The sequence below is a fragment of the Pantoea sp. CTOTU49201 genome, assembly GCF_032054795.1.
Classification (GTDB): Bacteria; Pseudomonadota; Gammaproteobacteria; order Enterobacterales; family Enterobacteriaceae; genus Pantoea; species Pantoea symbiotica.
This window is the reverse complement of sequence record NZ_DAMBSA010000143.1, coordinates 1-10234: the sequence shown is the minus strand read 5'-3', so window position 1 is coordinate 10234 and position 10234 is coordinate 1. Positions and strand designations below refer to the sequence as shown.

General features: G+C 59.3%; 5 protein-coding genes and 1 pseudogene. 3 read left to right on the top strand and 3 right to left on the bottom strand.

All coding sequences use genetic code 11. From position 1 onward, the window contains the following. The coding region (gene pmrB / locus RTY00_RS11885) for a two-component system sensor histidine kinase PmrB (RefSeq protein WP_312664583.1) at positions 1–849 on the top strand (849 nt) is incomplete at its 5' end. A gap of 6 nt (positions 850–855) precedes the next feature. Here the strand turns inward: pmrB and RTY00_RS11880 are convergent. Then, positions 856–3126 (bottom strand): TonB-dependent siderophore receptor, encoded by a 2271-nt coding sequence (locus tag RTY00_RS11880; RefSeq protein ID WP_312664582.1) that lies wholly within the window; start codon positions 3124–3126, stop codon positions 856–858. Positions 3127–3385: 259 nt separating this feature from the next. On the opposite strand from RTY00_RS11880, the gene fes reads away from it, so the two are divergent. Together fes and RTY00_RS11870 are read left to right on the top strand one after the other, a co-directional pair. After that, on the top strand, positions 3386–4615 hold the full coding sequence (gene fes / locus RTY00_RS11875) for an enterochelin esterase (RefSeq protein ID WP_312664581.1): 1230 nt from the start codon (positions 3386–3388) through the stop codon (positions 4613–4615). After that, the gene (locus tag RTY00_RS11870; protein WP_312664580.1) at positions 4600–8511 is read left to right on the top strand and encodes an enterobactin synthase subunit F; all 3912 of its coding nucleotides are present in this window, start codon (positions 4600–4602) and stop codon (positions 8509–8511) included. Before fes ends, RTY00_RS11870 begins: the two co-directional genes overlap by 16 nt. A gap of 94 nt (positions 8512–8605) precedes the next feature. Here RTY00_RS11870 and RTY00_RS11865 read toward each other — a convergent pair. After that, positions 8606–9391 (bottom strand): annotated as a pseudogene (locus RTY00_RS11865) (ATP-binding cassette domain-containing protein); the annotation flags it as partial. Then, the coding region (gene fepG / locus RTY00_RS11860; protein ID WP_312664579.1) for an iron-enterobactin ABC transporter permease at positions 9388–10234 on the bottom strand (847 nt) is incomplete at its 5' end. The gene fepG and the pseudogene RTY00_RS11865, both read right to left, overlap by 4 nt.

Sequence of the window (10234 nt, the reverse complement as noted above, 5' to 3'; positions counted from 1 at the left end):
GCCCTCACCTTGCTGCTGTCGTTTTGGGCGATCAACTGGATTATTCGTCCGCTGAGATCATTGCAAGACAGCCTTGCGCATCGTTCAGCGGATAACCTGACGCCATTGCCGATCTACTCCGAAATGGATGAAATCGTGGCGGTAACTTCCTCGATCAACCAACTATTTTCACGCCTCGATCACACCTTGCAGCAGGAACGCCTGTTCACTGCCGACGCCGCGCACGAGTTGCGCACGCCGCTGGCCGGATTACGCCTGCATCTCGAGCTGCTCCACCAGCAGAACGTGCCGCAGAGCGAAATGTTGATTGAACGCATCGATCAGCTAATGCACACCGTGGAACAGCTTTTAATGTTATCGCGCGCCGGACAAGCGCTGGCGGGCGGTCACTATCAGCAGTTGCAGTGGCAACAAGACATCATGCAGCCGCTGAAGCCAGAAATGGCCGAGATGTATCAACAGCGTCAACAAATCCTGCACTGGCCGCAGAATAACGATGTGCCGCAGCAAGGCGAAGCGGTCCTGCTGCGCCTGATGCTGCGCAATCTGCTGGAAAACGCCTCGCGTTATAGCCCGGAAGGCAGCGAAGTCGTGGTGAAGATGCAGCAGGATCAGCAGCAGGTGATTATCGAAGTGTGGGATCAAGGTCCGGGCATTGAAGCCGCCGCGGCGGAAGAGCTGACGCAAGCGTTTCGTCGTCGCGATCAGCGTTATGGCGGCAGCGGTTTGGGTTTGAATATCGTGCTGCGCATCGTGCAGATGCATCGCGGCAGACTGGAATTGGTCAATCGTGAAGATCGCAGCGGGCTGATTGCCCGCTGCTATTTACCGCATCAACTGATTGGCTAAACGCCGTTAGAAGTGGGTATTCAGGCTCATAAAGTAAGTACGACCGGATTCGTTGTAGGTATTGGCGCCGGCACCATACAGATAAGAGTTGGTGTTGGCGTTACCGGTGGTTTGCGCATTACCTTCGCGATAGTGACGTTTATCGAACAGGTTATCGATGCCCACCGTGACGCTGGCGTACTTGTTGATATCGTAAGTACCGCTCATGCCGATAATTGAGTAAGGACTCACTTTATCCGTTGCGCTGCCGGTAGAAAGATTCCCTTTGTAATCATACTTCTTCGGCGTCTGCGTGCCGTACCAGGTCAGCGTGGTTTGCAGCGACAGATCCTGTGTCGCCTGCCAGCTCAGCGTCGAGTTCAGCGTGTACTCCGGAATCACCGATAAACGATCGCCGGTCTCTTTGTTCTTACTCTGCAGCATATAAGTGAAGTTGTTGTTCCACGTCACGCTATCGGAGAACGGCACGTTGACAGTACCTTCCAGCCCTTCCACCACCGCTTTCGGTACGTTTTCCCACTTATAAATATCGGTGGTGCCATTGGACGCTTTGCTGACTGGCGAGTAGCCGGCTTCGATCTTGTTGCGATAGTCGTTGCGGAACCAGGTCAAACCGGCCTGATAGCCTTCGTGTTTCCACTCCAGACCAATCTCTTTGTTGATGCTGTTTTCTGCTTTCAGATCGCTGTTACCTTGCAGATAACAGGCGCCGGTGCTGGCCGCACAACCCTGACCGTTGCTGTACAGCAGATAGTTCGGGTTGGTTTGATACAGGCTAGGTGCTTTGTAAGCGCGTCCAATCCCCATCTTCAGCGTGAAGTCATCGCCCAAACCTTGCGACAGGTTGAGCGACGGGCTCCAGTTATTGCCAACAATCGAGTGATGATCGAAACGCAGGCTTGGCGTCAGCATGGTGCTGTCGGTCAGCTCCATGTTGTCTTCCGCAAACAGCGAGAAAATCTCTGCCTGGGAATAGGGGCTGCGGCCGGTGTTATCGATGCCCGGCACCGAACCGTAGTTCGCCGCCTGCGTGTTGGAAGAACCGTCTTTCATGCGCTGCTGGTTCCATTCGGTACCCAGCGTCGCGGTTTGGTTAAACAGCAGTTCAAACGGAATGCTGACTTCGCTATGCAGCAGCACATCATCCAGCTGAATGGTGTTGAAATCGCTGTTGGAGAAGATACCTTCGGTGCCGCCCGCCAAACCTTCATTGATGCGCGAGTTGCGGGTTTTCTCGTAGCGCGCGTAGGTATTGGTGCTGACGCCGTTATCCCATGCGCCGGTCCATTTCAATGAGATGTTCTGGCGATACAGGCGGTTAGTTTCGTCACCGTACATGCTTTTCACCAGCGCGCTGGTGTTGGTGTTCTGCGTATCACCCGCATACAGATTGCCCTGACGGCTAAAACCGCCCTGCAGCTCCAGCGTCTGCATCGGCGCAAACGCCCAGCTCAGCAAGGCATTGATATCTTTATTAACCGAGCCTTCACGACCCGCCGGATAGCTGCCTGCATAGGTTCCGGTACGCGCCGCCGCATGCCCTTCGTTGATGTCATAGGCATCGGCCTGGGTTTTGGCTAAACCGCCGTACAAGCGGAAGTTGAAATCATCGCCCAGCGGCCCTTCGAGACTGAAGTTGGTGCGCTTGGTCGCGCCTTCCGCTTTGTGTTCCGGCACGTTGAAATAGGTGTTCCAGGAACCGTGCCACTGCTGATCGGTCTGTTTTTTGGTGATGATATTCACCACGCCGCCCGCCGCGCCGTTACCGTAGCGCACCGCTGCCGGTCCGCGAATCACGTCGATGTGATCGATCATCTCCGGCGGCACCCAGTTGGTATCGCCACGCGTATCACGCTCGCCGCGCCAGCCAAGGCGCACCGAGTTGCGGCTGGTGATCGGCATGCCATCCACCATGATCAGGGTGTTTTCCGGGCCCATGCCACGAATATCGATCTGGCGATTGTTACCGCGCTGGCCGCTGGTGGAGTTGCCGGTCAGGTTAACGCCTGGCATGGTACGGATAATTTCGGACACGTCGCGTGCTGGCGGATGCTTTTTGATTTCGTCGGCGGTAATGGTTGAGACGCCCGGCGCTTGCAGGTTCTGCTGCTGCGCGGTGACCATCAAGGTGCCGCCGTCCATTGATTGTGCGTCAGTGGTGCTGGCTGAGGTTTTGCTGGAAGAAGTCTCTGCTGCCCAGGCGCTGCTGGAAAGCAGTGAGGCGCTGAGCCCCAGTTCAATCAGAATGGCTAATGATAACCGTGAGTAATTTTTCATTTTATACGTTCCTGGATGGCCAGCGAAAAGCCGTTGGATGCTTAACTGGCGAGCCGGTGAGAAGATCCCTGTCCATATCGCGCCCAGTTCCAGACCCCTCAAACCATCCGTAGCGCAACCTTACCGAACGGTAAGCATCAGGCGGAACAGGCGTGCTCATTTTTGAGCGCAGTCACCCTATTGCAAATGCAAATTATTATCAATAGTATTATTCATCAAGCTTATGTAAATCTCCGCGTAAACACCGACTGGCAGCCCTATGACCTGGCGAAATGATGTAACCGGCAGTGAAGCCTGGTGGCAGGCGCAACAATCCCAAGGCATTCCCCGCATTGCGTTAGCAGACGATGGCCAATGTCAGGTCACCTTCTTCTGGCGTGACCCACAAGGCGATGAAACGCAATCGTCGACCCAGCGCGTGTGGATCAACATTACCGGCGTGACCGATCATCACCAGCGCCGCCCGCCGCAGTCGTTAATGCGCGTGGCGGGCACCAACGTCTGGTATTGGCAGACTTCGCTGCCCGCTAACTGGCGCGGCAGTTACTGTTTGATGCCCGATGAGCAGGCCACCGACTTCACCGGCGTTGCCGAGATGTCCACACTGCGCAACTGGTGGCGCGACAAATTCCCGACGGCGCAGGCCGATCCTTTGAATCCCTTACGTGGCTGGTCCGGTGGTCGCGGCATGGGCGTCTCGCCGCTGCATCTGCCGCACGCGCCCAATCAACAGCTGTGGCAAGCGGTGGATCAAGGCACAGCACCAGCCATTGAACTGCAACAGCAGCAATGGGATAGCGCGCTATTAGGCAATAGCCGCAAGGTATGGATTTACACCACCGGCGAGGCCAATCCCGCGCAACGTCCGCTGGCCATCATGCTCGACGGGCAATTCTGGGCGCACAGCATGCCGATTGCCGGACCGCTGCAGCAGCTCACCGATACCGGATCTTTGCCGCCAGCGGTATATCTGTTTATCGACATCATCGACAGCGAACACCGCAGCCGCGAGCTGCCGTGCAACGCGCAGTTTTGGCAAGCCATGCAGCAAGAACTGTTACCGCAAATCGCGCAATCAACGCCTTATCGCCAGCAGGCGGACAGCACCATCGTCGCCGGACAAAGCTTTGGCGGCCTGGCGTCGGTGTTTGCCGCGCTGCACTGGCCGGAAACTTTCGGCAACGCGCTCAGCTTGTCCGGATCCTTCTGGTGGCCGGAACGCGGCAATCCGCACGGCTGGCTGCTGCAGGCGCTGGATAGCGGTCTCGCGCCGCGCCAACCGCTGCGTTTATGGCTCGAAGCTGGCAAACGCGAAGGCTTGATTCTGCAAGCTAATCAACAACTTCAACAGCAGCTTAGCGCTGCCGGCTATCAGGTGAATTACCTGCCGGTGGAAGGCGGCCATGACGCGCTCTGTTGGCGCGGCGGCCTGCTGAATGGCCTGCAAGCGCTGTGGAGCAAACCGGAGCATCCATGTCCGAATCTCTGATGAACATGCCTATGACCGACCAAAAAACCTTGCCGTTAGTCGCGGCACAGCCCGGCATCTGGATTGCCGATCAGCTGTCACCGCACCACAACGCTTACGCAGTGGCGCACTTTGTCGAACTGCGCGGTGAGATTGATAGCGCCCTGTTGGCCCAGTCGATCGTGGCGGGTATGCAGGAAGCCGACACGCTGAACATGGCATTTGGCGAAGTGGAAGGCGAAGCGTTGCAGTGGCCGCAGCCACACTCCTTTAGCCTGCCGCAGATTGTCGATTTGCGTGCTGAGGCCGATGCGCCCGCCATAGCGCGTGCGCTGATGCGTGACGACATGAATGGCGATCTGCGCGTATTAAGCGGCGCAAAACTGTGGCATCACCGCCTGTTCCGTCTCGACGATCAGCATTGGTTCTGGTATCAGCGCTATCACCATTTGGTAGTGGATGGCTTCAGCTTTACCGCGTTGACGCGCCGCATCGCCAATCTCTATACCGCAGCCGTACAGCAGCAAGCCGCTGAACCGACGCCGTTTATTCCGTTTAGCGAAGTGGTGGACGAGTATCAGCGCTATCGTGAATCCTCCTCCTTCTCGCGTGACAGCCAGTTCTGGCGCGAAAAAGGCGCGGCGCTGCCTTCACCAGCTTCGCTCTCGCCGCTGCCGCTCGCCGGACAACATGCCAGCACCGATCTGCTGCGCCACAGCGTTACGCTGGATCGCAGCACCTTCCAGACGCTGGTGCAGCAGCATCCGCACGCCAGCGCCGCCGATCTCGCCTTTGCGCTGGTAGCGCTGTGGCTGGCGCGTCTCAGCGGGCAAAACGACTTTGCCGCCGGTTTCATCTTTATGCGCCGTATCGGCTCGGCCGCCTTGTGCGCCACCGGTCCAGTGATCAACGTATTGCCGATGGCGGTACATTACGATCCAACGCAACCGATCAGCGCGCTCGCCGCCCAGTTGGCGGGCGAAGTGAAAAAGATGCGTCGTCATCAGCGCTATGACGCTGAGCAGGTGCAGCGCGATCTCGGTCGGCTCGGCGATGGCGATCCGCTATACGGTCCGGTGATCAATCTGAAGATGTTTGATTACCAACTCGATTTCGCTGGCGTGGAAGGCATTACTCATCAACTGGCTTCCGGGCCGGTGCGCGATCTGGAGATTGCCATCTATATCAGCGAGCACGGTGAACTGACGCTGGAGCTGTTGGCGAATGCCGAACGCTACAGCGAACAAACTTTGCAGCGTCACGCCAGCCGTTTTGCTCTGCTGCTCAATCAGCTGGCGCAACAGCCGCAGCGGCCGTGCGGCGAACTCGATCTGCTCACCGCCGAAGAGCATGCGCAGATTGCCGCGATCAACCAAACCGCCTATCCGCTGCCAGCTGAAACGCTCGCTTCCCTGTTAGCGCAACAGGCGGCGCGTACGCCCGATGTACCAGCGCTGGCCGACGCACAGCATCAGCTTAGCTACCGCGAAATGCAGCAGCAGGTGTTTGCGCTGGCCGCCGATCTCAGCGCCGCCGGCGTACAGCGTGGCGATATTGTCGCCGTGGCGCTGCCGCGTTCGGTGCAACTCTCGCTGGCGCTGCAGGCGATTGTTTCGCTCGGGGCCGCCTATTTGCCGCTTGATACCGGTTATCCGGATGACCGTTTGCAGCTGATGTTAGAGGACGCCGCGCCGAAAACGCTGATCACCTGCGCGGCGCTCAGCGCGCGCTTCAGCGCTATCGCCTCGGTCAATCAGTTGCATTTTGATGTGCTGTATAACAACCCGCACGCGCCGCAGCCGGCCAGCGCGCCGACGCCGCAGGATGGCGCCTACATCATTTACACCTCAGGTTCGACCGGCCGCCCTAAAGGCGTGCTGGTGGGGCATGAAGCCATCGTCAATCGCCTGCTATGGATGCAGGATCGCTATCCGCTGCAAGCCGATGACGTGGTGCTGCAGAAAACCCCGAGCAGCTTCGACGTTTCGGTGTGGGAATTCTTCTGGCCGCTGCTGGTCGGTGCGCAGTTGGTGATGGCACCGCCAGAAGCCCATCGCGACCCGGAAGCGCTACAGCAGTTGTTTGCCCGCTACCAAGTCACCACCACGCATTTCGTCCCCTCGATGCTGGCGGCCTTTGTCGCGGCGCTGGATGATCAACCGGCGATTGCCTGCTGCGCCAGCCTGCGCAACGTGTTCTGCAGCGGTGAAGCGCTGCCGACGGATTTATCGCGCGAATGGGAAAAACTGACGCGCGTGCCGCTGCACAATCTGTATGGCCCAACCGAAGCGGCGGTGGATGTCAGCTGGTATCCGGCATTTGGGGATGCATTGGCCGCAGTCGAAGGCGCCAGCGTGCCGATTGGTTTTCCGGTGTGGAATACCGGCCTGCGCATCCTTGATGCCCGCATGCAGCCGGTGCCGCCGGGCGTGGCGGGCGATCTCTACTTAACCGGTGTGCAGCTGGCGCATGGCTATCTTGGCCGTCCCGATCTCACCGCCAGCCGCTTTATCGCCGATCCTTTTGTGCCCGGCGAACGCATGTATCTTACCGGCGACGTGGCGCGCTGGCTGGATAACGGCGCGGTGGAATATCTGGGCCGCAGCGACGATCAGCTGAAGATTCGCGGTCAGCGCATCGAACTGAATGAAATCGATCATGTGCTCAGCGCGCAGCCCGGCATTGAACAGGCGGTCACGCACGCGGTGGTACTTGGCGGCACAGCGGCGCAAGGTGATGCGCGTCAGCTGGTCGGTTACGTGATTGCAGAGCAGCGGGTTGATAGCGAAGCTCTGCGTCAGGCGCTGGCACAACGCCTGCCCGCGCATATGGTGCCGGTGGCGATTGTGCAGCTCGATGCCTTCCCGCTCAGCAGCAACGGCAAACTGGATCGTAAAGCGCTGCCGTTGCCGGAATCGGCTGGCGTCAGCGCAGGGCGCGCCCCGCACTCCGGGCTGGAAACCACCTTAGCCAATGCTTTCTGTCAGCTGCTGGCGCGCGAGGAAATCAGCGCACAGGATGACTTTTTCGCCCTCGGCGGCCATTCGCTGCTGGCGATGCGCTTAGCGGCGCAGTTGCGCCGTGAACTGCAACAGCCGGTCTCGGTGGGGCAAATCATGGTGGCCTCGACGGTTGAGAAACTGGCAACGCTGCTCAGTGATACGCAATCACATCAGCAAGCCGGTTTCGAAGCGGTGCTGCCGCTGCGTCAGAGCAACGGACCGACGCTGTTCTGCTTCCATCCGGCGTCGGGTTTTGCCTGGCAGTTCAGCATTCTGCAACGTTATCTCAATCAGCGCTGGTCGCTGGTCGGCATTCAGTCGCCGGATATCGACAGCCCGCTGAACCAAAGTGCGCATCTGGATGAGGTGTGCGACGCCCATCTGCAAACCCTGCGCGATGTGCAGCCGCACGGACCTTACTATTTCCTCGGCTATTCGCTGGGCGGCACTTTGGCACAAGGCATCGCGGCACGGCTGGAAGCGGCAGGTGAAGAAGTGGCGTTCCTCGGCCTGCTGGATACCTGGCCGCCGGAAACGCAAAACTGGGATGAGAAACGCGGCGAGAACGTGCTGGATCCGGCGGTGCTGGAAGAGGTGAATCGCGAGCGCGAGCAGTTTATCGCCGCGCAGCGCCATCAGGCAGGTGAAGAGATGCGTGCGATGTTCGATACCATCGAAGCCAACTACGCCAGCTCGGTTCGCCTGCTGGCAACGGCACGCAGCGCACGTTTCAACGGTCGCGCAACGCTGTTCCTCGCCGAACAGACGCAGCAGCCAGGGCAAGATGCGCGCCGCGCCTGGGCGCCGTATGTCGGAGAACTGGAAGTGTGGCCGATGGATTGCGCCCACGTGGAGATCATTTCACCGCAGATGTTTGAGCAGATTGGGCCGTTGTTGCAGCGGTTACTGGGTTAATTTGAAAGAAGGTCGCCATAAATGGCGACCTTACGCAGGGTCGGTACGATTTTGTAGGGTCGCCATTTATGGCGACCACCTTAATGACTCCCGCGCCCAGCGGCACGATCATCGGCGTATGCGCCACCGTGTCTTCCACAATCACGCAGCGCAAACCGTACACCTGCTCGATCAACGCGGGCGTGACGATCTCCGACGGCTTCCCTTCGGCAACAATCTTCCCATAACGCATGGCGATCAAATGCGTGGCATAGCGGCAGGCATGATTAAGATCGTGCAGCACCACCACCAGCGTACGACCATGCTGCTGATTAAGATCCTGCATCAATTCCAGCAGCTCAATTTGATGGGTGATATCCAGCCAGGTGGTCGGTTCATCCAGCAGCAGCAGCGGCGTTTCCTGCGCCAGTACCATGGCAATCCACACGCGCTGGCGCTGACCGCCCGATAACGTATCCACCGACTGCTGCGCCAAATCGGCCACGCCAGTGGCGCGCATCGCGTTCTGCACCGCCGCTTCATCTTCCGCACGCCAGCGCCCAAACAGCGCCTGATGCGGATAGCGTCCGCGCGCCACCAGCTCGGTGACGCTAATGCCCGCTGGCGCGTTGGAACTTTGCGGCAGCAGGCCCAGACGCCGCGCCACCTCTTTGGTGGGATAGCTGGCAATGGCCGCGCCATCCAGCAACACCTCACCTTTCAGCGGCGTATGCAGGCGACTCAGTGTACGCAGCAGCGTCGATTTGCCGCAGGCGTTGGGGCCGATAATCACCGTCAGCTCACCTTGCGGAATCGCCACCGACAGATTCTCTGCCACCACCTTTTTATCGTAGCCCAGCGTCAGGCCATCGCCGCGCAGACGTGAAGGGATCTCGGTCATTGGCGTCGCGCCTCCCGCACCAGTAAAGCAATCAGATAAAGTCCACCGAGAATGACGGTAATCACGCCAACCGGTAATTGATAAGGCAGGAACAGATGCTGAGCGGCGAAGTCTGCGGCAATCAGCAGCAGCGCGCCGCACAACGCCGCCAGCGGCAACGCACCTTTGACGCCGCCGCCGAGACGACGGGCAATCTGCGGCGCCAGCAGCGCGACAAACGAAATCGGCCCAACCAGCGCGGTAGAAGCCGCCGTGAGCACTACGCCAATCAGCATCAGCCACATGCGGCTGCGCTCCACCGGCACACCGAGCGCGCAGGCGGTATCATCGCCCATCTCCAGCAAACGCATCCGCCGCGCCAGCAGCGCCATCAGCAGTAACGCCAGCAGCAGCACCGCAATCACCGGCGGCGTTTTCGCCCAGGTAATACCGTTGAGCGATCCGGCGCTCCACAAGCCCGCACTCAGCGCCGACTCCAGCGAGGCGCTGATAATTAGCCATGAGTTCAACGCCATCAGCAGCGCACGCACGCTGATGCCGACGATTATTAGCCGGAAGGTTTCCACGCCGTTGCGCCAGGCAAACAGATAGACCAGCGCCGCCGTGGCGATGCCGCCAATCAACGCTGCGCCGGTCATCGCCGTGATGCTTTGATTGAACAGCACCAGCGCCACCAGCACGCCGCTGTAAGCGCCGGTGTTGAAGCCAAGAATGTCCGGGCTGCCAAGCGGATTGCGCAGCAGCGACTGGAAAATCGCGCCGCTGATGCCCAACGCCGCACCAATCAACAGCGCCATCAGCACGCGCGGCAAGCGCCACTCCAGCACGATCAGTTTGACGTTG

Bases quoted from the DNA above. Each gene is read 5' to 3' on its own strand.
- fes (WP_312664581.1), top strand. From the start codon at position 3,386: ATGACCTGGCGAAATGATGTAACCGGCAGTGAAGCCTGGTGGCAGGCG.
- RTY00_RS11880 (WP_312664582.1), bottom strand. From the start codon at position 3,126: ATGAAAAATTACTCACGGTTATCATTAGCCATTCTGATTGAACTGGGG.
- RTY00_RS11870 (WP_312664580.1), top strand. From the start codon at position 4,600: ATGTCCGAATCTCTGATGAACATGCCTATGACCGACCAAAAAACCTTG.